The sequence below is a fragment of the Pseudomonas lactucae genome (assembly GCF_036688725.1).
Taxonomy (GTDB): Bacteria; Pseudomonadota; Gammaproteobacteria; order Pseudomonadales; family Pseudomonadaceae; genus Aquipseudomonas; species Aquipseudomonas lactucae.
In genome coordinates this window covers 145465-170680 of sequence record NZ_JAQQPT010000003.1, presented here as the reverse complement: position 1 = coordinate 170680, position 25216 = coordinate 145465, and the positions used below count along the sequence as shown (strand labels likewise).

At 61.1% G+C, this 25216-nt stretch carries 24 protein-coding genes; 9 read left to right on the top strand and 15 right to left on the bottom strand.

The features are described 5' to 3' along the window. The first annotated feature begins 82 nt into the window (after positions 1-82). Both V6M90_RS04315 and V6M90_RS04310 read left to right on the top strand, forming a co-directional pair. Positions 83-706 carry a TetR/AcrR family transcriptional regulator gene (locus tag V6M90_RS04315; protein WP_003175268.1) on the top strand — a complete coding sequence of 208 codons (624 nt, stop codon included), beginning with the start codon at positions 83-85 and terminating at the stop codon, positions 704-706. A 93-nt stretch (positions 707-799) separates the two neighbouring features. After that, complete coding sequence (locus tag V6M90_RS04310; RefSeq protein ID WP_003175267.1) at positions 800-1588, top strand: substrate-binding periplasmic protein; 789 nt, start codon at positions 800-802, stop codon at positions 1586-1588. 3 nt (positions 1589-1591) lie between these two features. Here the strand turns inward: V6M90_RS04310 and V6M90_RS04305 are convergent, their stop codons facing one another. Continuing rightward, the gene (locus tag V6M90_RS04305; protein ID WP_003175266.1) at positions 1592-2143 is read right to left on the bottom strand and encodes an RNA polymerase factor sigma-70; all 552 of its coding nucleotides are present in this window, start codon (positions 2141-2143) and stop codon (positions 1592-1594) included. A 557-nt stretch (positions 2144-2700) separates the two neighbouring features. Between V6M90_RS04305 and V6M90_RS04300 the strand changes: the two genes are divergently transcribed. Continuing rightward, positions 2701-5256 (top strand): hypothetical protein, encoded by a 2556-nt coding sequence (locus tag V6M90_RS04300; protein WP_332846133.1) that lies wholly within the window; start codon positions 2701-2703, stop codon positions 5254-5256. 73 nt (positions 5257-5329) lie between these two features. On the opposite strand, the gene dsbG is transcribed toward V6M90_RS04300, so the two are convergent. From dsbG to dsbD, 3 genes are read right to left on the bottom strand one after another with little or no spacing between them, the layout of a single operon-like run. Beyond that, a complete protein-coding gene (dsbG, locus tag V6M90_RS04295; protein ID WP_332846132.1) occupies positions 5330-6091 on the bottom strand; it encodes a thiol:disulfide interchange protein DsbG in 762 nt (253 codons plus the stop codon). Further along, positions 6067-6921, bottom strand: coding sequence for a TlpA disulfide reductase family protein (locus V6M90_RS04290; protein ID WP_332846131.1), 855 nt, complete (start codon positions 6919-6921; stop codon positions 6067-6069). Before V6M90_RS04290 ends, dsbG begins: the two co-directional genes overlap by 25 nt. Then, positions 6921-8648, bottom strand: coding sequence for a protein-disulfide reductase DsbD (dsbD, locus tag V6M90_RS04285; RefSeq protein WP_332846130.1), 1728 nt, complete (start codon positions 8646-8648; stop codon positions 6921-6923). The genes V6M90_RS04290 and dsbD overlap by 1 nt, the downstream gene beginning before the upstream one ends. A gap of 176 nt (positions 8649-8824) precedes the next feature. On the opposite strand from dsbD, the gene V6M90_RS04280 reads away from it, so the two are divergent. The 4 genes from V6M90_RS04280 to V6M90_RS04265 all read left to right on the top strand — a co-directional run bounded on the left by V6M90_RS04280 (position 8825) and on the right by V6M90_RS04265 (position 12093). Beyond that, complete coding sequence (locus tag V6M90_RS04280; RefSeq protein ID WP_003175260.1) at positions 8825-9505, top strand: response regulator; 681 nt, start codon at positions 8825-8827, stop codon at positions 9503-9505. Further along, positions 9502-10824, top strand: coding sequence for an ATP-binding protein (locus tag V6M90_RS04275; protein ID WP_332846129.1), 1323 nt, complete (start codon positions 9502-9504; stop codon positions 10822-10824). The genes V6M90_RS04280 and V6M90_RS04275 overlap by 4 nt, the downstream gene beginning before the upstream one ends. 121 nt (positions 10825-10945) lie before the next feature. Beyond that, positions 10946-11713 (top strand): N-acetylmuramoyl-L-alanine amidase, encoded by a 768-nt coding sequence (locus V6M90_RS04270; RefSeq protein ID WP_332846128.1) that lies wholly within the window; start codon positions 10946-10948, stop codon positions 11711-11713. Positions 11714-11871: 158 nt separating this feature from the next. Further along, a complete protein-coding gene (locus V6M90_RS04265; protein ID WP_003175257.1) occupies positions 11872-12093 on the top strand; it encodes an MbtH family protein in 222 nt (73 codons plus the stop codon). A 122-nt stretch (positions 12094-12215) separates the two neighbouring features. On the opposite strand, the gene V6M90_RS04260 is transcribed toward V6M90_RS04265, so the two are convergent. From V6M90_RS04260 to minC, 7 genes are all read right to left on the bottom strand, one after another. After that, complete coding sequence (locus V6M90_RS04260) at positions 12216-14381, bottom strand: mechanosensitive ion channel family protein (RefSeq protein WP_332846127.1); 2166 nt, start codon at positions 14379-14381, stop codon at positions 12216-12218. Positions 14382-14433: 52 nt separating this feature from the next. Next, positions 14434-14610 (bottom strand): hypothetical protein, encoded by a 177-nt coding sequence (locus V6M90_RS04255; RefSeq protein WP_003175255.1) that lies wholly within the window; start codon positions 14608-14610, stop codon positions 14434-14436. A 144-nt stretch (positions 14611-14754) separates the two neighbouring features. Next, on the bottom strand, positions 14755-16044 hold the full coding sequence (locus tag V6M90_RS04250) for a M18 family aminopeptidase (RefSeq protein ID WP_003175254.1): 1290 nt from the start codon (positions 16042-16044) through the stop codon (positions 14755-14757). 105 nt (positions 16045-16149) lie between these two features. Beyond that, positions 16150-16785, bottom strand: coding sequence for an RluA family pseudouridine synthase (locus tag V6M90_RS04245; RefSeq protein WP_003175253.1), 636 nt, complete (start codon positions 16783-16785; stop codon positions 16150-16152). A 96-nt stretch (positions 16786-16881) separates the two neighbouring features. Continuing rightward, positions 16882-17136: a cell division topological specificity factor MinE gene (gene minE, locus V6M90_RS04240; RefSeq protein WP_003175252.1), complete on the bottom strand. Its 255-nt coding sequence runs from the start codon at positions 17134-17136 to the stop codon at positions 16882-16884. A gap of 3 nt (positions 17137-17139) precedes the next feature. Then, a complete protein-coding gene (gene minD, locus V6M90_RS04235) occupies positions 17140-17952 on the bottom strand; it encodes a septum site-determining protein MinD (protein WP_017737535.1) in 813 nt (270 codons plus the stop codon). A 201-nt stretch (positions 17953-18153) separates the two neighbouring features. Next, complete coding sequence (gene minC / locus V6M90_RS04230) at positions 18154-18891, bottom strand: septum site-determining protein MinC (RefSeq protein ID WP_003175250.1); 738 nt, start codon at positions 18889-18891, stop codon at positions 18154-18156. Between the two features lie 119 nt (positions 18892-19010). Here minC and V6M90_RS04225 point away from each other — a divergent pair, with 119 nt between their 5' ends. Both V6M90_RS04225 and V6M90_RS04220 read left to right on the top strand, forming a co-directional pair. Further along, the gene (locus V6M90_RS04225; RefSeq protein WP_003175249.1) at positions 19011-19943 is read left to right on the top strand and encodes a lipid A biosynthesis lauroyl acyltransferase; all 933 of its coding nucleotides are present in this window, start codon (positions 19011-19013) and stop codon (positions 19941-19943) included. Between the two features lie 35 nt (positions 19944-19978). Beyond that, positions 19979-21127 carry a patatin-like phospholipase family protein gene (locus V6M90_RS04220; protein WP_141063260.1) on the top strand — a complete coding sequence of 383 codons (1149 nt, stop codon included), beginning with the start codon at positions 19979-19981 and terminating at the stop codon, positions 21125-21127. A gap of 42 nt (positions 21128-21169) precedes the next feature. Here the strand turns inward: V6M90_RS04220 and V6M90_RS04215 are convergent, their stop codons facing one another. The 4 genes from V6M90_RS04215 to alc all read right to left on the bottom strand — a co-directional run bounded on the left by V6M90_RS04215 (position 21170) and on the right by alc (position 25195). Further along, positions 21170-21955 carry an outer membrane protein OmpK gene (locus V6M90_RS04215; protein ID WP_078734056.1) on the bottom strand — a complete coding sequence of 262 codons (786 nt, stop codon included), beginning with the start codon at positions 21953-21955 and terminating at the stop codon, positions 21170-21172. Positions 21956-22251: 296 nt separating this feature from the next. Beyond that, on the bottom strand, positions 22252-23532 hold the full coding sequence (locus tag V6M90_RS04210; protein WP_003175246.1) for a urate hydroxylase PuuD: 1281 nt from the start codon (positions 23530-23532) through the stop codon (positions 22252-22254). A gap of 51 nt (positions 23533-23583) precedes the next feature. Beyond that, positions 23584-24087 carry an ureidoglycolate lyase gene (locus tag V6M90_RS04205; RefSeq protein ID WP_003175245.1) on the bottom strand — a complete coding sequence of 168 codons (504 nt, stop codon included), beginning with the start codon at positions 24085-24087 and terminating at the stop codon, positions 23584-23586. Positions 24088-24199: 112 nt separating this feature from the next. Further along, positions 24200-25195 carry an allantoicase gene (alc, locus tag V6M90_RS04200; protein WP_003175244.1) on the bottom strand — a complete coding sequence of 332 codons (996 nt, stop codon included), beginning with the start codon at positions 25193-25195 and terminating at the stop codon, positions 24200-24202. Between the last annotated feature and the right edge of the window lie 21 nt (positions 25196-25216).

Below are 25216 nucleotides of genomic sequence, written 5' to 3'. Positions count from 1 at the left end.
TACAAGTTTTACCCAAGCGCTTGCTTGGCTCGCGGTCACAGCCTAAATTGCCGCCCAAGACGATAGTAGAGGTGAGGGCAGCATGGACGAGCAGAAAACCCTGGGGGTGATGCGCACCATGGTCGACGGCGGCCAATTGACCGACCCCGACAGTGCCCGGGGCAAGTTGCTGCAAACCGCGGCGCACCTGTTTCGCAACAAGGGGTTCGAGCGCACCACCGTGCGCGACCTGGCCAGCGCAGTGGGTATCCAGTCCGGCAGCATCTTTCATCACTTCAAAAGCAAGGACGAGATCCTGCGGGCGGTGATGGAGGAAACCATCCACTTCAACACCGCGCTGATGCGCGCGTCGCTGCTTGAGGCCACGACTGTGCGCGAACGCGTGCTGGCGCTGATTCGCTGCGAGTTGCAGTCGATCATGGGTGGCAGCGGCGAGGCCATGGCGGTGCTGGTGTATGAATGGCGCTCGTTGTCGGCCGAGGGGCAGGCCCAGGTGCTGGCCTTGCGCGATGTGTATGAAGACATCTGGCTGCAGGTGCTGGGCGAAGCCAAGGCCGCTGGGTATATCAAGGGTGATGTGTTTATCGCGCGGCGCTTTCTTACCGGCGCCTTGTCCTGGACCACCACCTGGTTTCGCGATGAAGGCAGCCTGACCCTTGAGCAATTGGCCGAAGAAGCCCTGTTGATGGTTTTGAAAGCCGATTGAGGCGCAAACTATTAATTTGCCAGTGGAAAGTTGTCTCGGCAGACAAAAACGCCTAGCTTATCGCCATCAATGTGATGAACGGTGTGTGCCTTGATGTTATCGCCATGGCGGCTGGCTGCAGGACTTACCTTATGGGCACTGGGCACCACGTGCTGGACGTCGGCTTCGGCTGCGCAACTGGTCCGCATCGGCGCGGCGCATTTCCCGCCCTACACCGTGCGCCCGGAGCAGGGCGCCGACACGGGGTTGTTACCGCAGTTGGTGGAGGCCCTGAACGCCTCGCAGACCGACTACCAGTTTGTGCTGGTGCCCACTTCGATTCCTCGGCGTTTTCGCGATTTCGAGCAGGGCCGGGTCGATATGGCCATTTTCGAAAACCCCGACTGGGGTTGGCAGAAAATTCCCCACACCAGTGTCGACATGGGCCTGGAGGACGCGGAAATTTTCGTCGCCCAGCGTGAGCCCGGTCGCGGCCAGGATTATTTCGTCAACCTCTCCGGCAAACGCCTGGCGGTGTTCAGCGGCTATCACTACGCCTTCGCCAACTTCAACCCCGACCCCAAGAACATGGCCGAGCATTTCAACGCGACGTTGACCTACTCCCACGACAGCAACCTGTTGATGGTCGCCCGTGGCCGCGCCGATATCGCCCTGGTGACCCGCTCTTACCTGAGTGACTTCATGGTGCGCAACGCTGACATGGCCGGGCAGTTCCTGGTGTCGGAGCGCATCGATCAGATCTATCACCACTATGCCTTGCTGCGGCCCAAGGCGCCGATCACGGGCGAGGCGTTTTCCGCGATGCTCAAGCGTTTGCGCGATGACGGCCAGATGCTGAAGATTTTCGAGCCGTATCGCATTGACGTGATGCCGACGCCCTGAGTGTCAGACCCTGCGCGCGAACGTATCGCTGTGGCTGCCCGACACCTTGCGGCAGTGCACCAGCGCATCGCGAATCATGAAGTTCACCAGGGTCGGCGAAACCCCCAGTTCCTTGGCGATGTCCTTTTGCGGCACGCCGTGCAGGCGGTACATCTCGAACGCGTAGCGGGTGCGCTGCGGCAGCTCCGTCAAGGCGTTGGCGATGGTTTCCAGGGTATTGAAATTGATATGTGACGTTTCCGGTGACGCGCCGTGAATAACCACATTCAAGCCTTCCTCTTCCGTCCCGGAGTATTTGAGCTCCAGGGCCTGCTTGCGGTAATGATCGATGGCCAGGTTGCGCACGATCTGGAATAGATAACTCAATTGGGCCTTGAAAGAAGAGGTGATCGTCGGCGCCGATTGCAGGCGGAAGTAGGCGTCCTGTACTACGTCCTCGGCTCGCGAGCGGCACCCGGTAATACGTGCCGCAATCTTCACCAGGATCAGTCGGTTGTCGACGAATGCCTGTAGAAGGGGTGAGTCGCACCTGCCTGTGGATACTTGTTCCGTCATGGAAATCACCTGGTTGCAAAAGAAGTTAGGGGAGGGCGTCCTTGCTGAGGCCTCCTACACACCGGGCAACAAATTATGATGAATGATAATGATTGTCAAATGAGAAGGCGAACTAATCTTATGCTTTCTTGTTCTGTGTGAGCGATGTCTTGCTCGCTGGCGGTGATTGATTATTTGCCGGTGTCATCGGTTCGTCTGGGTGAGAGGCTCGTTGGTGATCCGGCCAAGGATCAGCGCCTGAGAAAGGACGACCTGGGGGTTATCGTGCATACGGCGTGTTTCAGTTTGGCGTCGTGTGATGGGCACACCGATGCGACTGAGGCGGTGTGCCCGCCTTGAGCGAGCATTCCCTTGGCTGATCGTCGCTGATATCGATAGTTTGAAGTGTTTCGGTGCAGCTCTGGACGGATGGCCGCTGATCGGGAAATCGCTGCCCATTCGGCGGAACTGTCAATTATGACAGTAGGCATCTTCTTGTATTTGGCATGTGATCAAGGGGCCGGCCACCGGGTCTGGCTCCGTGTTGACACGGCTTTACTGCAAGAGGGAGTTTCGAAATGCCCAAATCACTGTCGCTGGATCTGGAAAATCACAAACCTGAATTGGTTGGAACCGAGAGTAACGGTCACATTGAACCCCAGGCATTGCTTGAGGGGGGCACCGTCCGGGTGTGTTATGAAGGGATGCGCGACACTGACCGCATCCATTTGTTTTGGGAAGCCCTGGAAGGTGAATATGCGCCCATTGACCCGTTGTATGGGGTCGACGAAGGCTGTGTCGAGTTTCATATTTCACCGTTTTACGTGAGTGTACGAATCGATAGGTACACGCACTTTCATTACATCGTGACGCGTGACGAAGAGGATTTCCAATCGCCGACTGCTGAGGTGTATATCCGCTGGCCTAAAGGGTTGCCTGCACCGACGTTCATTGACGAGTCCGATGGTCATCTGGACCTTTCGCTTTTGTGCGATGAGGACCCGGTTATTAAGGTGGATCGCTGGATATTTATTAATCCTATCCAAACGCTCTGGTTGGACCTGATCGGCACAAAAAAAATTGATGGTTCGAAGTTTTATCAGAGATTTTTCTTGGGCGAAAACATTACCGAACAGGATGTGTCCAGTGGGTGGATGAGGTCGATCCCATTAACCGTGCTCATGCAACTTCAGCATGGTAGTCAGCTGACGTCAGTATTCGCGCTCAATTTTAATGGGCCTGGAACTGATACATACCGACTTTTCCCTGCCAAAACGTTGATCGTACTCACCGAACCCCACCTCGACCTGATCGAACCCAAAGTACTCGAAGCCGTCGAGGTCTCACCGGGAAAATTTTCAATCAACCCGATCAATACCCTCAACGGCGCAACCTTGCGCGTCCGCTACGAACACATGTGCCCGTGCGACTGGGTCTGTCCTTCCTGGGAAGGTGCCCCCGGAGCCGGCAGCCCGGCGCTTGAGTGCAAGCGAGCCGACAGCCACGAGTTCGTGGATTTCACCGTACCGCCTTCGGCTATCAGTGCCAATTTCAATGGGCAGGTAACGGCCGGCTACACCGTGCGGCGCGACGGCGAGACATGGCCGTCGCCGCCGCTTGAGTTGGATATTCTGGGTATTACCGGGCTACCGAAGCCAGGGTTGGAAGAGGCCACTGGCGATGTGCTGGATCTCAACACCTTCGCCGATTCAGCGACCGCCGTAGTTCCAAAATGGGACTATGCGGCAGTGGGGCAATGTTGCTGGATGTGGATTACCGGCACGCGTGAGGATGGCAATCCGTCACGAATCGACGTGCTGATGGGCGAGCCGCTCACCGCCCAATGGCTAAGCGACGGCGTTGATATTCAGGTCGCGCGCGACGAACTCGAACAACTGAAAGACTGCAGTGAGTTCGAGCTGCATTTCGCCGTGAACTTCAACGACGCCTGTGAACTGGCGAGCGCCGTCGAATTTCCGTTCAAGACCTTCTCCATCGAACAGGAGGCAATGGACCTGCCGCCTCCGACCGTGCTGCAGGCCGTGGGCTCGAACCTCACGGTTTACAACGGTAAAAACGGAGTGACCCTGCGGGTGAAATACCCGCTCATCAACGATCGGCATCAAATCACGGTGTTCTGGAAACGCTCGGACGGCACCGACCTGCCATTGGCCTCCAAACCGGGCAACAGCAGTCTGGGCTACACGGATTTTGCCATCCCGCGTGAAGCGGTCATCCGTGGGATCGGCAAGACGGTCACCATCAACTACACCGTTGCCAGCCTGTGCAAGCTGCAAACGTCAGAGGATCTGGAACTGGTGATCAGTGTTCCTGTGCGACTGCCCACCCCTGTCATTACTCAGGCGACACCACCGGCGACCGATGGCGGCATTCTGGATCTTGCCACGTTCACTGGAGATGCCAATGTTGAAGTTGCGCCCTGGTGGTTCATCCTGCCAGGTCAGACCGTTTGGCTGCGGGCGATCGGCACCAAGGCGGCGGGTGGTGATCACGTGATCACTGTTTACCTGGGTAAGGTCGTCTCGGCGGAGGAGCTCAGTGCGGGGCTGGCGGATCTGCTGAAGCGAACCGAGCTGGAGCAATTACGCGATGGCAGCGAGTTGACGGTGACCTGCAAGGTCGCCGCAGACGGCAGCACCCATGAAAGTGCTGCGGTGGTATTCCCGTCGCTGACAGTGGAACTGCGCAGACCTTTATATGATTTCACACCATTTTCAGCGGGCTGGAACGCTTGGTACCCTGGATGGGCGGCAAATGGAGAGATGGTGTTGAGCTATCAACTTAGCCGATATTGCGTAAAAAACGGGACTGCCAGTGTCGCGTATCGCGGCCCCGTGCTGCAGAAAGTCTATAGCGGACTGCGCGTTGGGCACCGTTATGAATTCAGCATTCTGGCCTGCAGTTATAACGGGGCGTCGCCCTTGCCACGATTGTCGTTGATGGCCGGTAGCCAACAAGTTGCCCCCATCACTTACTTCTCCCAGTACTGGTCGAGCTTGCAGGGATTTTTTGTGGCGAATGCGACGTCAATGACCTTGGCGGTCCATAGCCACGAAGAAACTGGACAAAGTGGCAACGATTACGCCATTACCAATATCCTGGTCAAAGGGTAGTCGGCAGTAGCGCGCTATACGCTTGTAGTCAGTGCTCCCACCTGGGTGGGAGCACTGTGTATCTGAATCAACGCTATTTAGGCCCCATTATTTTCGCCAGTTTATCCGGCGACGGCGCCCCTTGCTGTTGCTGCAACCCACCCTTGTCATCCAGGTAGAAAATCGCCGGCGTCGCCGACAATTCCAGTTCATCCATCAGTTTCATATTGGCATCAAGCTTGGCTTCGATATCCGCCGGGATCTTGGCCAGGGCCTGCAACTTGCTGCCCTTGCCGGCGGCCTCGTGTTCTTCCAGGGCTTTTTGCGAGTCTTTGGCGGCGAACAGGGCGGCCGACTTGGCGGCGCTGTCCTCGCGGATGATGCCGACCATGATATGGCGCAACTGCACCTTGCCGGCTTTTACCCACGGCCGTGCCTGTTCCCAGAACATGTTGCAATAGGGGCAGTTGGGGTCGCTGAACAGATAGACAATGCGAGGGGCGTTCTTGTCGCCGTCCTGGATCCAGCTGCTGTTTTCCATCTTGGCCCAGACTTGCTTGGCCATGGGCGCGTATACCAGTTTTTCCAGAGGCTGCGTACTCAGGTCATTGCCCTGGGCGTCGTAGAGGTTGCCGGCAATCACGCTGTTGCCGTCGGCGGTCAGGTACAGGGCCATGCCTCGGTTCTGGTACTGCGCGGCGTAGCCGGTGAGGCCGCTGGGAGCCTCGAACTTGCCGATGATTTTGGCGCCCTTGGCTTCGATCTGTTTGATCGGCGCCGGCCAGTCTTCGGCCTGGGCGAGGGTGGCGGCCAGCGTCAGAGGCAGCAGGGTCAGCAGGTGGCGGAGGCGAGGCATGTCGGTTTCCTTGTGGCGGCAGGGGCGAGGGTGTCGAAGGGTTCCATGGCGCGGGCCAGGCTGGCCTGGGACAACTCGCCCAGGTGGCTGTTGATCAGGCGCCCGTCGGCTGTGTAGAACAGCGTGGTCGGCAGGGCCATGGAGCCCACGGCCTGGCCGAGGCGGCCGCCGGCGTCGAACAATACGTTGTCGAGGGTCAACCCCTGGGTAGCCAGGAAAGTACTCACGCTTTGCATGCTTTCGGCCTGGTTGACGAATAGGAAGGTCACGTCGGGGCGCATGCGCTGGGCACTTTCGAGTACCGGCATTTCGCGTCGGCACGGCGGGCACCAAGTGGCCCACAGATTGATCACCAGAGGGCCGCCCTGGTAATCGGCCAGTTGCACCACCTCGCCATTGGCCGTGCGCAAGGTGATGTCCGGCAGGCGCGTGCCTTTTTCATAGACGTTCAGCGACAGGCTGGTCATGCCCCAGAACAGCAGGCCGGTAATCACCCCGGCGCTCAACGGCTTGCGCAGCGCCGGGCGACGCCAGCCGTAGGCCAGCGCGGCGACGATCAGCACGACGATACCCGGCCAGGCGAGAAAGCCACCGTCGCGCAGGTCGACCATCTGCAGCGGGTCGTTACGGTAGTAACTCCAGTACATCGCCACGAAGCTGACGCGCGCGGCCAGCATGCCCAACAGGAACAGGCTGAACAGCACCGATTCCGGGTTTTCACCGCCACGCTTGGCCACGCGCCAACCCACCAGGGTGGCGAGAATCAGCGCGCTGATGAGCAGGATGTGATTGAGCGCGATGGCGAAGGTGCCGATGGTCAAGGTCAGCATCAGAGGGCGTCTCGGGTCTGGTTCCAGCGTTGCAGGAAGGCGTCGGCGTTTACTTCGCCGGTGATGCGCTGGGCGCGGCGTTCTTCACCATCAGGGCCGATCCAGACAAAGCTCGGTGGGCCCGGCACTTTGTAGCGGCCCAGCAGTTCGCGGCTGGCGGCGTTGTCGGCGGTGACGTCCAGGCGCAGCAGGCGCACGTCTTTCAGGGCCTCCAGCACCTGAGGTTGGCCGAACACCTGTTTTTCCATGATCTTGCACGACACGCACCAGTCGGCGTAGTAGTCCACCAGCACCCACTGGCCATGGGCCTTGGCGCTGTCGAGCTGGCTTTGCAGCACGGCCGGATCGTTGATGGTCATGAAGGCATCGTGGGCGGTCGGCGCACCGGCTACCCGCGAGCCACTGTAGACCTTCAGCGGTTGCCACAGGTCGTCGCTGCCACCGGCCGCGCCCACCACCAGCACCGCGCCCCACAGGCCCAGCACCAGGGAACCGGCGCCGAACACTTTGGCGGCCAGGCCATATTCACGCGCGAGTGTCCAGCCGCAGTAGGCCATTACCAGAGCCAATGCACCCCACAGGCCAATCCACAGGCTTTCGCCAACGACCGGGCGAATCATCAGCACCGCGGTGCCGAGGAACAGAAAGCCGAAGATGCCCTTGAGCACGTTCATCCAGGTGCCCGGCTTGGGCAGGAAGCGATTGCCCACGGTCACCAGCAGCAACAGCGGAATACCGATGCCGATGCCCATGGCGAACAGGATCAGGCCACCGTGCAACGCATTGCCGCTCTGGGCTATATACAGCAGCGCGCCGGCCAGCGGCGCGGTCATGCACGGGCCCACCAGCAGACCGGACAGCGCGCCGAGTACACCCGCGCCGACGAGACTGCCGCCGCTTCGTTGACGGCTGACGTTGTCCAGGCGATCACGCAGGAACGCCGGCAGTTGCAATTCGAAGAAGCCGAACATCGGCAGGGCAAGGATCACGAACAAGGCGGCGAAACTGCCGAGGATCCACGGGGTTTGCAGCAGCGCGGCGAGGTTGGCGCCGAGCAATGCGGCCAGCACACCGAGGGCGGCATACACCAGGGCCATGCACACCACATAGCTGCTGGCCAGGGCAAACCCGCGGCGCGGGCTGGCACCGCTGCCCACCACCAGGCCGGCAAGGATCGGCAGCATCGGCAACGAACACGGGGCGAACGCCAGCAGCAGGCCGAGGCCGAAGAACACCAGCAGGCTCCAACCCAGGCTGCGCTGTTGCAGGCCGCTGGCCAGGCTCTGGTCCTGGGCCTGCGCGGTGGCTGCGACGGCCGGGTTGCCGCCCAGGTCCACGGTGATCGACTGCGGCGGGTAGCACAGGCCCGCGTCGGCGCAGCCCTGCCAGCCCAGCTTGATCTGGCCGGTGACACCGGCCGGTATCTTCACTTCCAGGCCCTGGCGATACACTTGCTGCTCGCCAAAGAACTCATCGCTGTGGGCTTCGCCTTCGGGCAATGCCGGCTTTTCGGCCAGGCCATCGAACTTCATGCGCTGCTTGTACAGGTAATAACCGTCGGCAATTTGCCAATACAGCTGCGTTTCGCCACTTTCAAGGCGTTCGGAGGTGAAGGTGAAGGCCTTGCCCACCGGGAGGAAATCGGGTTTGGTCTCGAAGGGGTTGCCCGGCGCTGCCTGGGCGAATCCCGCGAACAACACCAGCAGAAAGGTAAAAAGATGCCGCATGGTCAAGCCTTAGTTCGATGCAAGTGAGGCACACAATGTGTGGCGTTGATTAACCGATGATTAACCGAGGGCTATTCTAGAGTGTAGGGATTTTCTGATGTTGTGAACTTTGGCGGCATAATGCGCGCTTAATCCTTGGCTTCTCTAATCTCCCCATCTTTCATGAAGGGTTCAGCATGCACGTACTGGTCTGTGAAGACGACGAACTGATCGCCAGCGGCATCGTGGCCGGCCTCGGCGCCCAGGGCTTTACGGTCGAGCGCGTGGCGACCGCCGCAGCCGCGCGCGCGATGCTCAAGGCGGCGACCTTCGACATCATGGTGCTTGATCTGGGGTTGCCCGACGAAGACGGCCTGAAGCTGCTGCAGCAATTGCGCAGCCAGGGCCTGGAAATCCCGGTGCTGATCCTGACCGCACGGGATTCGGTGACCAACCGCGTCGACGGCCTGCAAGCGGGCGCCGATGACTACCTGCTCAAACCCTTCGACCTGCGTGAATTGGCCGCACGCCTGCAGACCCTGCTGCGCCGCATGGCGGGGCGCAGCGTCAACCTGATCGAGCACGGCCGCCTGAGCTACGACCCGAGCAGCCGCGAAACCCTGCTCGGCGGCCAGCCGGTCGACCTGTCGCGCCGCGAGCAGGCGCTGTTGCAGGCGTTGCTGCACAACAAGGGCCGGGTGCTGTCCAGCGAGCAACTCAAGGACAGTGTCTACGGCTTCAACGACGAGTTGGAAAGCAACGCGCTCAACGTGCACATCCACCATCTGCGACGCAAATTGGGCAATGGCATCGTCGAAACCGTGCGCGGCCTGGGCTACCGCCTGGGCCCGGCGGATGATGGAGAAAACGCTTCGTGAAGAGCCTGCGCCTGCGCCTGACCTTCAAGCTCGGCGCCGCATTCGTGGTGATCTGGGCCCTGGCGGCGGCCTGGATGCTCAACGACCTGCGCAACCAGATGATGTTTTCCCTCGACCAGCGCCTGGTGGCCTCGGCGCGCATGGTGGCCGGGCTCACCGAGCAGATGCCGGGCCTGGCCAGTGTGAGCGGCGGTGCGCATTTGAATTCCGAGCACTTCAATGTGCCCGGCGGCATGGCCTGCCAGGTCAGCTCGTTGCGTGGCGAAATCCTCGCGCGCAGCCACACCACCCCGGACCAGGGCCTGGAGTCGCAACGCAGCGGCTTTCGCGATCAGATGATCGACGGCGTGGGCTGGCGCAGCTTTACCCTGTCCCGTGGTGACCTGTTGATTACCACCGCTGACCGCCAGGTGGAGCGCGAGGCACTGAACATGTCGATCCTGCTGGCGGCGTCGGTGCCGGTGGGTGTGGCCATGCTCGGCTGCCTGTGCCTGCTGTGGCTGGGCATTGGCCAGAGCCTGTTGCCGCTCAACCGCATGCGTGACGCACTGATGCGTCGCAGTGCCGACTCCCTGGAGCCGCTGCAGATCCACCCGTTGCCCAGTGAACTCAAGCCGCTGCTCGACACCCAGAACCAACTGTTGCAGCGCATCGCCAAGACCATCGAGCGCGAACGCCGCCTCACCGGCGACGCGGCCCACGAACTGCGTAGCCCGCTGACGGCGATCAAGACCCACCTGCAAGTGGCGCGCATGACCGACGGCGCGGCCCGCGACCAGTCCCTGGCGCATGCCGAGGCGGGCGCCGACCGCCTGCACCGCACCCTTGAGCAATTGCTGCTGCTGGCGCGGGTGGAAGGCAGCCTGTCGTTTGACGATGGCGTGCAGTCCAGCGCCGAAGAGGTGGCCCGGCTGGCGATCCAGGATGCCAATGCAGGAGACAGCGCGCGTATCGACCTGATCCTGCCGGGCAACCTTTGCGCCACTCCGGTGGAAATGCCTGTGGGCCTGGCGGTTGCGGCGCTGCGCAACCTGCTGGACAACGCCCTGCGCCACACCCCGGCCGACACCCGCGTCGAACTCAGCGTGCACGCCACCGCGGAGCAGGTGGTGTTCCGGGTGCGCGACCATGGCAAGCAGATTTCCAGCGAAGACCTGCAATACCTCACCCAACGCTTCTGGCGCAACGGCAACAGCGAGGGTTGCGGCCTGGGCCTGGCGATTGTGCAAGCCATTGTGCAGCGCTGTTCCTGCTCGCTGAAGTTCGACAGCCAGGTCGACGGTTTGCGCGTCGAACTGGGCATGCCGCTGCGGCGCTGATCCTTTTTTCAAGTGCCAAATAGTTACCGCCCGCCTGACGTACGGATCGTCAGGATGGCGGTAATTTTTTTGCGCTTGAACGGGCCGAACGACTCGGCCTGTATTGAAAAGGACGGTTCTTATGTTGGTCATCGACACCAGTTTCCCTGCCCTGGGCTTCAACGAACGTAACGGCGAGCCGGTGCGCCAGTTGATCGTGCATTACACCGCTGCCCCTTTCGCGTCATCCCTGCGCACCCTGACCCGCGACGGTGTCAGTGCCCATTATCTGCTGCCCGACCCACATGAGCCCGGCTACCGCGTCGCCGGTTATGACGAGTTGCGCGCCTTTCGCCTGGTGGATGAGGACAAGCGTGCCTGGCATGCGGGCGTCAGTCAGTGGGGTGGGCGCGACAATCTCAACAGCCGCTCGATTGGCATCGAACTGGTCAACCTGGCACGCGATGACGGCGGCGTGTTTACCTTTCCTGCCTACCCTGAGGAACAGATCGACGTATTGATTGCGCTGCTTCGCGACATCCTCGGGCGCTACCCGCAAATCGGCCCCACGGATATCCTCGGGCATTCGGACGTAGCCTACGGGCGCAAAAGCGATCCGGGCCCCCGGTTGCCCTGGCGGTGCCTGTTCGAGGCGGGAATCGGCGCCTGGTTTGACGACTCGACGCGGGCCATGTACCAGCGCCGGTTTTGCCTGGGGCTGCCGCCGGAGGTGGAAGTGGAACGCGCATTCCAGCGCTATGGCTATGCGCCGGCCAAAAATCGCCAGGGCTTTGAGCGCAGGACGCGGGCGTTCCAGATGCACTTTCGCGCGCGGGATTATCGTGGGGTTCTGGATGCCGAGACGTGCGCGATTCTGTATGCGTTGAATGAAAAATATCGAGGGCTGTGAAGCCGAATGCAATTCAAATGTGGAAGGGGCCGGGATCTTCAGGCGAGCCCTGGCGGCCACAGCGGCCAGCCTCTAATTTTTTCACGGCGTGGTACGTCTCTATAGATATCAGCGTTGCGCGTGGTGCGCAGACAACCTTCAAACCCTGGAGAACAGCAATGACCTCAGTATTTGACCGCGACGACATCCTGTTTCAGGTAGTGGTCAACCATGAAGAACAGTATTCCATCTGGCCCGACTACAAGGCCGTGCCGGAAGGCTGGCGCACCGTGGGCAAGAGCGGCCTGAAGAAAGAGTGCCTGGCCTACATCGAAGAAACCTGGACCGATATGCGCCCATTGAGCCTGCGCCAGACGATGGATGGCACTGCGCTGGCCTGACTCATCCCCTGTGGCGAGGGAGCTTGCTCCCGCTGGAGTGCGAAGCGCTCCCAAAATCGTGGGGCCGCTTCGCAGCCCGCGGGAGCAAGCTCCCTCGCCACAACAAGCCGGTTCCCAAAGGTTCAAGCGTTCTTGTCTTTCTCCAACCCGCCCGTTGCCCCCGTTACCACCTGCACACTCAAGCGCGGCGTGGCCAGATCCAACCCGGCCTCATCCAGTTGCCGCTTGAGTGCCAGGTTGAACGCCCGCGACACTTCCCATTGTTTGATCGGCGCCGTCTTGAACCGCGCGCGCAGGATTGCGCTGCCTGACTCGAAGCTTTCCACTCCCTGGATCTCCAGCGGCGACCAGATGTTGCGGCGCTGCAACGGGTCGTTGCGGATTTTCTGGCCGACCTCGCGGATCAGCTTGATCGCGGCATCGATCTCCATGTTGTAGGGGATCGCCACCCGGAAGATCGCGTAGCCGAACTCCCGCGAGTAGTTCTTGATGCTCTTGATTTCGCTGAACGGAATAGTGTGCACGATGCCGTCGATGTCGCGCAGGCGTACGGTGCGGATGGTCAGGCCCTCGACCGTTCCGAGGTGCCCGCCGACGTCAACGTAATCGTCAATCGCCAGGGAATCTTCGATGATGATGAACAGACCGGTGATCAAGTCCGCCACCAGCGATTGCGCACCAAAACCGATGGCCAGGCCGATCACACCGGCACCGGCCAGCAGCGGGGTGACGTTCATGCCCATGTTCGCCAGGGCGACGATGGCGGCGATGATGAAAATGGTCACGAACAGCACGTTGCGGATCAACGGCATCATGGTCTGCGCCCGCGCATTGGCCAGGCCTTTGCGCGAACGGGTGAGGGCGTGGTGAATCGCGGTGTCGCTGAGGATCCAGATCAGCCAGGCAAACAGCAGCGTGCCGGCCAGGCCGAACAGCTTGACCGCGATTTCATGGCCCTCGCCTTCGGCAAAACCAATCAGCGACAGGCCCCACACCCGCAGGCCCAGCTCGATAAACACCAGCCACACCGCCAAGTGGGCCAGGGTGTAGATGAAACTTTTCAGGCGTTCGGAATACAGCGCATGGCGCTTGTGCCGTTGGGGTTTGAGTGCGTGACGACGCACCAGGCCGTTGATCACCATGCACAACACCAGTAACACCGTGCACAACAACGACTGGCGCAGGGCGGTGCTGGTGTCGCCGGCGGACAGGAACGTGGCAAACAGTGAGATGCCCACCAGCAACATCGCCGGCAGGTACCAGAAGGTGCCGATGATCGACAGCGTGTCGGTAAGCGCGCGGCGGGTGAGGCGCCGCGACAGCGGCTGGTTGCGTATCAGGTGCGCAATCGGCCGGCGGAAGCGCAGGATAAACACCCCGGTGGACAGCGCGGCCATCACATTGGCGACTGTCGCCGCGGTGTGGGCAAGGTGCTGGCCGAGTGCGCTCACCAGGCGCGGGTCACTGAGGGCTTCGCCGAAGGCGGCAAAGCTGCCGATCCACCACAGCGGACGGAAGGCCTGGTGGCGCAGGATGTACAGCGCGCGATGGCGGTGCGGACCGTCCAGCAGGGAGAAGGCAATCACGCAGATCGCCGAGAAACAGGTACCGACCACCAACGCGTAAGCCAGCACCATCGCCAGGGATTTGCCCAGGGACGAGGGCAGGGCGTAGCTCAGGTAAACCGTGATCACCAGGGCGATCAGCCACGGCCCCAGTTTGCGCAGGGCGAAGCGCACCATGTCCCAGGTGCGTGGGTGTTGCGGCAGTTCTTCCGGCAGGCCGAAGCGCTCGCGCACGCGGTGGCTGAGCCAGATCAGCACGGCGGCCAGCAGGCTCCACAGCGCGAGGATCAGGGCAAAACCGAAAATGATAGGCAGCCACTCGTTGGCCGGCAGCATCAAGGCATTGAGTTCGTCCTTGGCCAGGTCGACCTCATTGGACCAGCGTCCCAGCGGGCTGTCGTTGCCCGAAAACTGCTGTTCCAGGCCGGACAGCGTGCTACCGATCAGCCCGAGCACGCCTTGTTCGGCGGCGGGCTGGGCCTTTTGCGTGGCGGCGCGCAGCTTTTTCAGGTCGCTGAGCAGTTGGCTGCGCTGCTGGTCGTTTTCCAGGGTCTTGATCACCTCATCCAGGGACTGCCCCAGGGGCACCTCGGCTTGAGGTTGAGCCTTGGCGGTACCGCCCAGCAGTCCAGGCAAGCCCACGGCGTGGGCAGGCGAAGTGGGAAGCAGGGTGAGCAGGGCGATCAGCAGGTAGCAGGGCAGGGCGAACAGACGGGAGAGCACGAGGCGGTCAACCTTGAAGACGACAGGTCGATCGAGTGTACGAGGGCAAGCGTCATTCGGCCAGTTTGGCGAGGATCTTGTACACCACGGTGCCCAGGATCAGCAGCATGCCGACCCACATGCCGAACACGCCGAGGGGCTTGTCGCGAAAATTGAAGCCGACCGCGAGCAGGAACATGCCGACCAGGATGGGGATAAGCATGGCGTGGAAGGCGGACATGGAGATCATGGGGCGACGGCCTTGTCGGAGTGGGAATACTGACAAGTCTAGGCCGGATTATGGGAAGTGCAGGTGATGCAGGTCAGATGTACGCCGAACTAAATGTGGGAGGGGCGGTGCGACGATTCGACTTGCCCCCTCCCACACTGGAGATCAGGGCAGATCGTGGCTCGCGTAGAACGCCCCCAATACCTTCACCAAATGCGCCAGATCATGGCTGCCGCACAGTTCGCGAATCGAGTGCATGGCAAACGTCGGCAGGCCGATGTCCACGGTGCGCACGCCCAGGTGGCTGGCGGTGATCGGGCCGATGGTCGAGCCGCAACCCATGTCGCTGCGCACCACGAAGCTTTGTACCGGTACTTCCTGAGCCATGCACAGGTGGCGGAAGAACCCGGCGGTTTCGCTGTTGGTGGCGTAGCGCTGGTTGCTGTTGACCTTGATCACCGGGCCCGCGTTGAGCTTGGGGCCGTGGTTGGCGTCGTGCTTGTCGGCGTAGTTAGGGTGCACGCCGTGGGCATTGTCGGCAGATACCAACAGCGATTTCTGGATGGTGCGTACGAATTCATCGCCTTCGGGCAACAGGCGGCGTAGGGTCTGTTCCAGCATCGGGCCATCGGCGCCACAGGCCGAGCAGGAGCCGACTTCTTCGTGGTCGTTGCACACCAGCACGCAGGTTTCCTCGCTTTCGCTGGTGAGCAAGGCTTGCAGGCCGGCGTAGCAGGACAGCAGATTGTCCAGGCGCGCCCCGGCGATGAAGTCGCCATTGAGGCCGATCACCGCGGCGCTTTGCGTGTCGTAGAAGCTCAGCTCGTAGTCGAGCACCACATCGGCGTTCAACCCATGTTCGCGTGCCAGTTGGTCGGTGAGCACGGCGCGGAAGTCCACGCGCTCGTCCCCGGCAAACTGCGCGAGGATCGGCGGCAGCTCGGTCTGGGCATTGATCGCCCAGCCCTGGTTGGCTTCGCGGTTCAGGTGAATGGCCAGGTTGGGAATGATGGCGATCGGTAACTTGAAGTCGATCAACTGGCTTTCGACCTTGCCGTCGCGGCGAAAGGTCACGCGGCCGGCCAGGGACAGGTCGCGGTCGAACCATGGCGCCAGCAGCGCGCCGCCGTAGACTTCAACGCCCAGTTGCCAGAAACCCTGGCGTTGCAGCTCGGGCTGGGGCTTGACTCGCAGGCACGGGCTGTCGGTATGGGCACCGACCAGGCGGATACCACCCTGCAGCGGCGAATGACGGCCGAGCTTGAAGGCGATGATCGAGGAGTCGTTGCGGGTCACGTAGTAGCGACCGTTGGCTTCGGTGGTCCAGGTCTCGCGCTCGTCGAGACGCTGATAACCGGCCGCTTCGAGGCGCTGGGCCAGGGCGGCAGTGGCATGAAAAGGAGTAGGGGAGGCCTTGAGGAAGTCGATCAGGCCTTGATTCAACGCTTCGCGCATAAATAGCTCCAGACAGCAGTGCGCGCAGTTTACCGTTCGATGGCTGCAAGTGCACAGAACAAATGTGGGAGGGGGCTTGCCCCCACATTTGACTGTGTTTACAGCTTAAAAAGGGGCAGGGCACTCGAAGCGTAGACGCTCGCCGCTTTGCGGATGCGTGAAGCTCAGCATGCTCGCGTGCAGGCACAGCCGCGGCCAGGCGGCCAGGGCTTGTTCATGGGCGTACAGGCCATCACCCAGTAGCGGGTGGCCGATGGACAGCATATGCACGCGCAACTGGTGAGAGCGCCCGGTGATCGGCGTCAGTTCTACTCGACACCAATCGCCACAACGTTCCAGCACCTTCCAGAAGGTCAGCGCATGCTTGCCGAACTCGTGGTCCACCACGTGACGCGGCTTGGTCGGTGGGTCATAGCGCAGGGGCAGGTCGATACTGCCGCTGTCCAGTGCTGGTTGGCCCCAGGCCAGGGCGGTGTAGGCTTTTTCGGTTTCGCGGTCGTGAAACTGGCGCGACAGTTCGCGATGGGTATCGGCGTCCCGCGCCAGCAGGATGATACCCGAGGTCTCCCAGTCCAGGCGATGGACGATACGGGCTTCGGGGTAGCCGTTTTCCTGCAGGCGGGTGATCAGGCAGTCCTTGTTGTCGTCGGCACGGCCAGGCACCGAGAGCAGCAGGGTCGGCTTGTTCACCACCAGGACAGCGTCGTCCTGATAAAGGATGTGGACATTGGACAGCGGCATTAAACAGCCTCGTAACAAACGCCAACGGCGACTCGCCCACCCAGTCCCCCGATGAGGGACAGGGTGAACGAGCCGCCGTGGCGGCCGCCTGTTCGATCAGCGATCAGGCAGGGTGATATTGAGTTCCAGAATCGAGCAGCTGCCGTCATTTTCCAGGGCGACATGCACGTCATCGTTACCGATATTGACGTACTTGCGGATCACCTCGACCAGTTCCTTCTGCAAGGCCGGCAGGTAATCCGGGGTGCTGCGTTGGCCGCGTTCGTGCGCCACGATGATCTGTAGACGCTCTTTCGCGACCGATGCGGTGCTTGGTTTTTTGTTGGCGCGAAAGAAGTCGAGAAATTTCATTGTTTAGTTGCCTCCAAAGATACGCTCGAAGAATCCCTTCTTCTTTACATCGAGGAAGCGATGTTCCACGGTCTTGCCCAGCAGGCGATCGACAGCATCGCTGTACGCCTGGCCGGCGTCGCTCTGGTCGTCAAGAATCACCGGCACGCCCTGGTTGGACGCCTTCAGCACAGCCTGGGATTCCGGGATCACGCCCAGCAGAGTCACCGCAAGGATGTCCTTGACGTCTTCAACGCCGAGCATTTCGCCATTGCTGACGCGCTCAGGGTTGTAGCGGGTGAGCAGCAGGTGTTCCTTGATCGGGTCTTCGCCTTTTTCGGCGCGCTGGGATTTGCTGGCCAAAAGGCCGAGCATGCGGTCCGAGTCACGTACAGAGGAAACTTCCGGGTTGGTCACCACGATGGCTTCATCGGCGAAGTACATCGCCAGGTGAGCACCGGTTTCGATACCCGCCGGGGAGTCGCACACCACGTATTCGAAGGTTTCCTTCAGCTCGGCGAGGACCTTGCCTACGCCTTCCTTGGTCAACGCATCCTTGTCACGGGTCTGGCTGGCGGCCAGCACGTACAGGTTCTCAAGGCGCTTGTCCTTGATCAGGGCCTGTTGCAGGTTGGCTTCGCCGTTCACCACGTTGACGAAGTCATACACCACGCGACGTTCGCAGCCCATGATCAGGTCGAGGTTACGCAAACCGACGTCGAAGTCGACGATGACTGTCTTGTGGCCGCGCAGAGCGAGGCCGGTACCGATAGCGGCGCTGGTGGTGGTCTTACCCACACCACCCTTGCCGGATGTAACCACGAGAATCTTGGCCAAGGTGTTTCACCCCTAAGGAAAAAGGACTTTTCAGCCCCTGAAAAACATCTCTTGGAACTCGCTGCAGGCGGACAGCCCTTGTAGGAAAAAGATGTGGTTTCCACGGGGGAAACGCCAACTTCCAATTATTCCTACGCAAGTCTTGCCGGTTTCGCTGTGCTATCAGAGTCTAGAGATGCTTGGAAAATGCGGCAGTATCCGTTAAAGCCGGGTGATGTTCAACACATCGCCCGACAGGCTGACCTGCACCCCGGCTCCCCACAGCGGATCACGGCGCAAATCTTCGGAAACCTTGTACCGGCCCGCGATGGACACCAGCTCAGCGGTCAACTGCTGACAAAAAATACGCGCCTTGGTATCACCCTTGATGCCGGCGAGTGCACGTCCGCGCATCGGGCCGTATACATGGATATTGCCATCGGCGAGAAGTTCCGCGCCGGGGCTGACCGAGGAGATCACCACCAGGTCGCTGCCTTCGGCGTAAATCTGCTGCCCGCCGCGTACGGGCGTGGTGATGATCTTTGTAGGCTTGATCGTCGGCTCCGGTGGTTTTTCCGGTTTTTTCTTCGCTTCGTCGACTAACGGTTCAAGCGGACGCTCACGCGCACCGGACGGCGGCAGTACTGGCAGTTCAATGGCGATGGCTGCGGCAATGTCTTCGATACGGCTGGCGCGAATGGCCAGGGTGCGCAGGCCATGGGAACGGCACACACGCATCAGGCCGGGCAGATCGATAGCGCCCTGGCCGGCGGGGAGTTTGTCCAGGGCCAGTACCAGCGGGGCATTGTTGAAGAAGTTCGGCGCCAGGGCGACCTTGGCGGCCAGTTGGCGGTCCAGGGCATCCAGGTCGTTGCGGGCCAGTTCCAGCACGGTGATGGCGAGCATGCTGCCTTTCAGCTGGAACACGGGATCTTGGTCTAGCGGTTCGGTTTGGCTCATGGTCGGCATAAAGCGGCTTGTCACGAAAAGTGTCGAGACTTATAACGAGAACACTCACCCGCCGCAAGCCGAGTCGAACCGTTGTAGAATGCGCGGCCCTGTCTTTACCGGAATCTGTAATGGATCGCCCGCGTTTTCGAGCTGTATTTCTTCACCCGCGTTTCTGGCTATTGTGGCTGGGGCTCGGCCTGTTGTGGCTGGTCACTCGGTTGCCGTACCGTGCGCTGCTTGCCATTGGTCGGTTGCTGGGCGCGGGGATGTACCGTGTCGCCGGCGAACGTCGCCGCATCGCCGCGCGCAACCTGGAACTGTGCTTCCCGGAAAAAACCGCCAAAGAGCGTAAGCACCTGCTCAAGCAGAACTTTGCCTCCACCGGCATCGCCTTCTTTGAAATGGCCATGAGCTGGTGGTGGTCGCGCCAGCGCCTGGCGCGTCTGGCCCATGTCGAAGGCCTGGAACACCTCAAACAGGCGCAACTGGACGGCAAGGGCGTGATCCTCATGGCCCTGCACTTCACCACCCTGGAAATCGGTGCGGCGCTGCTCGGGCAGAAGCACACCATCGATGGTATGTACCGTGAGCACGGCAACCCGCTGTTCGACTTTATCCAGCGCCGTGGGCGCGAGCGCCACAACCTCGATTCCCTGGCCATCGAACGCGAAGACGTGCGCGGCATGCTCAAGTTGCTGCGCGCCGGTCGTGCCATCTGGTACGCGCCGGACCAGGACTACGGCGCCAAGCAAAGCGTGTTCGTGCCGCTGTTCGGCATCCAGGCCGCCACGGTCACCGCCACCAGCAAGTTCGCCAAGTTGGGCAAGGCCTTGGTGGTGCCGTTCACCCAGGAGCGCCTGGCCGATGGCAGCGGTTACCGCCTGGTCATCCACCCGCCGTTGAGCGATTTTCCCGGTGAAAGCGATGAGGCGGACTGCCTGCGCATCAACCAATGGGTTGAAGCCGCCGTGCGCGAATGCCCCGAGCAATACCTGTGGACGCACCGGCGCTTCAAGAGCCGGCCACCGGGTGAACCCAAGCTGTACGAAAAACGCCGCTGATCAGTCAGATCTTTCCCCCTTTATGGAGTGACGCAATGCGCCCAGCTGAACCGGTTACAGGCTTGATTCTTTCCGGCGGCGGGGCGCGAGCGGCGTATCAGGTGGGGGTATTGGCGGCGATTGCCGAATTGTTGCCGCCGGGGGCACCGAATCCTTTTCCGGTGATCGTCGGTACCTCGGCGGGCGCGATCAACGCGGTGAGCCTGGCCAGCGGTGCAATGGACTTCACGGCGGCCGTGCAACGGCTTACCGCCTTCTGGCAGGGCTTTCGCAGCCATCTGGTGTTGCGCAGCGACTGGCCAGGGGTGGTTCGCCAGGCGAGTCGCTTCCTGATCCACAGCCTGTTGGGCCTGGGTCGGCAGTTCCCAGTGGCGCTGCTCAACAGTTCGCCGCTGCGCGATTTGCTGCAGGACAAATTGCACCTGGCGGGTATCGACGAGGCGATCCGGCAGCGGCACCTGCATGCGGTGGCGGTGACCGCGTTCGGCTACGAGTCCGGGCAAGCGGTGACCTTCTACCAAGGTCGCGGCACCCTCGACGCGTGGCTGCGTCACCGGCGTATCGGCGTCCCCACCCAACTGACGGTTGAACACCTGCTGGCCAGTTCCGCGATCCCGTTGCTGTTTGCCCCGGTGAAGCTTGACGAGGAATACTTCGGCGACGGCGCCGTGCGTCAATCGGCGCCAATCAGCCCGGCCCTGCACCTGGGCGCCAGCCGCGTGCTGGTGGTGGGGGTCAGCGGCAACCCAAGGGGCAACGAGCCGGCAATACAACGCACCTACACCGGCCAGCAACCGACCCTGGCACAGATCGGTGGGCACATGCTCAACAGCACGTTCATCGACAGCCTGGAAAGTGACATTGAGTTGCTGGAGCGCTTGAACCAGTTCAGCCATTTGCAGCCGGCCGACAGCGCAGCCCGTGGCCTGGCACCGGTGGAGGTGCTGGTGATCGCACCCAGCCAGCCGATCGATGAAATCGCGGCGCGCCATCGCCAGGAATTGCCGGCGGCGTTGCGTTTGTTCCTGCGTGGGCCGGGAGCGACCAAGACGAGCGGGGCGGGGGTGTTGAGTTACTTGTTGTTCGAGGCGGGCTATTGCAGCGAGTTGATCGAGCTGGGACGCAGTGATGCGTTGGCCAAGCGTGAAGAGATCGCACGGTTCTTAGGTCTACCGACGACCTGAATGTGGGAGGGGGCTTGCTCCCACATTGGTTTGCAGCGGGGTTTAAAAGTGATACTTGACCAGGAAACTTGCCGTGTCCTGCGTCGTCTTGAACGCGCCCGAATCTTCGATCCCGTATTTGTTCTTCCAGTAGTCGTATTCAAAACCGACATACAGCTGCTTGTCGCCCCAATGCAGCGCCTTGCCCAGGTCATATTTGACCTGTGGGTTGAAGTGCAGGTTGGCGTGGTAAGTGCCACGGGCGTTCTTGTCGTTGTCGACCACCCAGTCCATGAAACCGTCGATCAACACATCGGAGTTGCCCACGGGCAGGGTGTACGACCACACCGGGGTGATCTGCCACACGCCGTCGCCGGGGCGGTTGCCTTCGGTCTGGCGCTGGTAGAAGTTCAACTGGAAGTAGTCGAAGCCCGGGATGTTCAAATCGAATGCCGGACCCAGCAGATAGGACTCGTTATCGCCCTCGCCGAATTCGTAAGTGAAGGCCAGCAACACATCCTTGATCGGGCCGAAGGACAGGTCCTTGTCGAGAATCTTGCCGAATGACAACCGTGGACTGAACTCGCCGTAGTAAGTGTTCGGACCGACGTTGCCGTCTTCCTTGCCGTTGTAAAAGATGCGGTCGAGGAAGAAGAAGTTGTCGCCGTACTTCCACGCATCGGCGTGTTCGAAGGTGACGGTCTGCTGGATCTGCGGGTTGACGGTAAAGCTCTTGCCCCACAGGTAGGTCAGGCTGTTGTTCTGCCACTGCAACATGTCACCGGCCACGGCCTGGCCGCCGGCCAGCAGCGATCCTGCCAACACCAGGCTTTTGAACATAGGTTTCATTCGGTTGCTCCCGAGCTAAAGTTTTATGTTTTTTTTAATCTGGCGCTCTAGGTGTGGCGCCTTTGGATTCGCTGAAAAACTCGTCTGATTGGTCAGCTTTGTGGCTACAGCAAAAGCCGCGCCAAGGCGGTAAAACCACCGTCGATTCAAGCGGGCGCGGAGAATACTGGCTCCCACGTCCGGGCTCAAGTGCGCCGTTACAGCGCGCACAGGACGACAATGGGGCATGCTTCAGGTGTGGGGGGAGCACGTCGAATCGTCGTACCGCCCCTCCCACAGGGAGTTGTGTGAATCAGTTAGTTGGTATGTGCGCCCTGATTGATCCAGGTACCAATCAAGTCCCGCTCCTGCTGGGTCATCTGGGTGATGTTGCCCAACGGCATGATCTGGCTGGCCACGGCCTGCGCTTGAATGCGCGCCGCCTGCTGCTGGATCTGCGCCGGGGTGTCGAACATCACGCCGGCTGGCGCGGTGCTGAACAGCGGGCTGGTCGGTTTGGCCGAGTGGCACACCGCACAGCGTTCCTGGATCACCCCGTGCACCTTGTCGAAATCAATCGTCGCCTGGGCGGGCGCCGGTGCAGGTTCAGCAGCCGGCGCCGCGGGTTTCAAACCACCGCCCAATGCGGTTTCCGGCAGTGGCTGGTACTCGATGGCCGCCGGTGCCTTGGCTATCGGCTCTGCCGGCTTGGGCCCGGTGACGTACGCCAGGCTGATCATCGCCAGCGCGCCCACGGGTAAGGTCCACGCATACTTCTGGCTGTTGTGGCGCGTGTTGAAGTAGTGCCGCACCAACACTGCCGCCACCGCGATACCGGCCAGGATCAGCCAGTTGTATTGGCTGCCGTAGGTGCTCGGGAAGTGGTTGCTGATCATGATGAACAGCACCGGCAAGGTGAAGTAGTTGTTGTGACGTGAACGCAGCAAGCCCTTGGCCGGCAGGGCCGGGTCGGGCGTGCGGTTTTCGGCGATGGCCGCCACCAGCGCGCGCTGCGCCGGCATGATGATGCGGAACACGTTGCCCACCATGATCGTGCCGATCACCGCACCCACGTGCAGGTAGGCGCCACGGCCGCTGAACACCTTGCTGAAGCCGTAGGCCGCCGCAATCAACAGCACGAACAGGATGAAACCGAGCAGGGCGGGGCGCTTGCCCAGGGCCGAGTCGCAGAGGAAGGAGTAGATGAACCAGCCGACGAACAGTGAGCCGATGCCCAGCAACACGCCTTCGGTGCCGCTGAGTGTGCTGCCGGGGGCGAGCAGGTACAGCGTCGGGTTGAGGTAGAACACCACGCACAGCAGCGCGACGCCCGACATCCAGGTGAAGTAGGCTTCCCACTTGAACCAGTGCAGGTTGTCCGGCATGGTCGGCGGGGCCAGTTTGTATTTTTCCAGGTGGTAGATACCGCCACCGTGGATCGCCCACAAGTCACCGGCCAGGCCGCTCTTGGGGTTGACGCGATTAAGGTTGTTTTCCAGCCAGACAAAGTAGAAAGAAGCGCCGATCCAGGCGACGCCAGTGATCATGTGAACCCAGCGCACGCTCAGGTTCAGCCATTCCAACAGATGTGCTTCCACAGTCTTTACCTCTCGCCTGTCACCCTTGTTGTCGGGTGATCCGGCCTTCTCTTATTGGTGGGGGGCGAGGATCAACCGCTCATCCTCTTCAAAAAAATGCTCATCGCAGTTATTGCCTGTGCCACTGCGATCAACCACCAGGAAGTCATCCCGCTTTTCGATCGTTAGCACCGGGTGGTGCCAGACGCCGCGATGGTAATTGATGCCCTGCCTGCCGTTGGTAACGAAGGCGCGGACCAAGCCCGATACAGGTGCATCGCCAAGTGGCGCGACCACGATCAGAAAGGGGTTGCCGAGCAGCGGAATGAAGGCCTGGCTGCCCAGCGGGTGTCTCTCCAGCATGCACACGGTCAGCGGCATATCCAGCGCGTCGGCGCGGAAGATGCTGATGATGGCGTGGTCTTCAGGCTGTGCTGTTTCGACCGTCGCCAGTTTGTGAAAACGCATGGTCGATCCGTTGTTGATCATGAAGTGATCGCTGCCGTCGGTTTCGATAACGTCGCCGAATGGAGCGAAGGCTTCTTTGGTCAGGGGTTCGATCATCAGTGTGCGCATGGCTGTCTCTTATCCGAATGCTGTTGTTAAAACTACTGTGTGGCAATGCAGCTTATGTGGTGAGCGGGCTTGCCCCGCGCGGTGCAAGCCCGCTCACCACAGGGATCACTGCTTACTTTGAGACTTTGCCCAAGACACGCAGGCGACTCACACCGCCATCCGGGAACACATTCAAGCGGATGTGGGTGATCGGCCCCAGCGCCTTGATCTGTTCGGCGAAGGTGTGTTCGGCGTGCATTTCCAGTTTCTGTGCCGGCAGCAGTTCGCGCCAGAACAGCGACTGGGTTTCGATCTGGCTGTCGGTGCCGCCCTTGACGAAGGCGCCCTGGATCGAGCAGGTGTCCGGGTAGTTGCCCTTGAAGTGCAAGGTGTCGACGACGATCTTTTCGATCTCGCCCGGGTGGCCCAGCGCAACGATCACCCAGTCATTGCCAGGCGTACGACGACGCGCGGTTTCCCAGCCGTCGCCCATGTTGATGCCACGGCCCGGGTTGAGGATGTTGCTCATGCGCCCGAAGTGTTCATCGGAGCAGGCCAGTGCACGACCGCCGTTCAGGGCGGCCGCCAGGTCGACCTGTTCGTTGTCGCCCACCGAAGACCAGTCGCGGAACGGCACGCCGTACACACGCAGACGGGCCACGCCGCCATCCGGGTAGATATTGAAACGCAGGTGGCTGAACGCCTGGTCGTTGCTGATCTCGTGGTAGTGGTGGCTGTTGCCTTGCAGCTCGACGGCCGACAGCACTTCGGTCCACTGGGTGTGTTCGTCCGGCTCGCCCGAAGCCAGGAAGCAGGCTTCCAGGGAGGCCGACGGCGGGAAGTTGCCGGTGAAGAATGAAGTGTCGATGTCCACGCCCTTGATTCGGCCCGGTACACCCAGTTGGATCACCGCGCTGTCGTAGCCTTCGAAACGCTTGCGGCGCGACTCCCAGCCGTCCATCCACTTGCCGTTGTCATCGAAAACGCCCTCCTTCCACACGGCCGGGGTCGGCTGGAACAGGCGATTTGCGTCAGCGAACCAGTCATCGGTTACCGAGATAATCTTGGTGCCCAGGCGGGCGTCGGCCAGGTTGACGAACTTTTCGAAAGGTACGGGTTGCGCTTTCATTCTTCTTGTCTGCCTTAGATA